This window comes from Pseudomonas helleri (genome assembly GCF_009600315.1).
GTDB lineage: Bacteria > Pseudomonadota > Gammaproteobacteria > Pseudomonadales > Pseudomonadaceae > Aquipseudomonas > Aquipseudomonas helleri_A.
The window spans coordinates 1-333 of sequence record NZ_WIWC01000137.1; the positions used below are offsets into that span (position 1 = coordinate 1).

Genomic DNA, 333 nt, shown 5'->3' on the forward strand with positions numbered 1-333 from the left:
AAGGGGATCGGTTGATCAAGCAGGCAATCCTACGCAGGCTGAAGCCTTGGGCATGACTGGGCGGTTGCAGGAGCTGAGTGCAACACGGTTATTGAATTGAAGCCGGAGCATCATGCCGCATCGCCATGGCATTTTGCATGACCTCTCCCATCACCTCGATGGGGCATTTGAAGTCGAAGCGCTTGCGCGGTCGCATGTTCAGTTGCAGCGCAATGGCGTCCAGCTCCTCCTGGCTATGTACCGACAGGTCTGTGCCCTTGGGCAAGTACTGGCGAATCAGGCCGTTGATGTTTTCGTTGCTGCCGCGCTGCCAGGGGCTGTGCGGGTCGCAGA

General features: G+C 58.3%; 1 protein-coding gene. It reads right to left on the reverse strand.

Annotated features, from left to right (window positions below; all coding sequences use genetic code 11):
• Positions 1–88: 88 nt before the first annotated feature.
• Positions 89–333 (reverse strand): IS30 family transposase (locus GHN86_RS23160; RefSeq protein WP_153387398.1); only part of this gene is annotated, 245 nt, incomplete at its 5' end.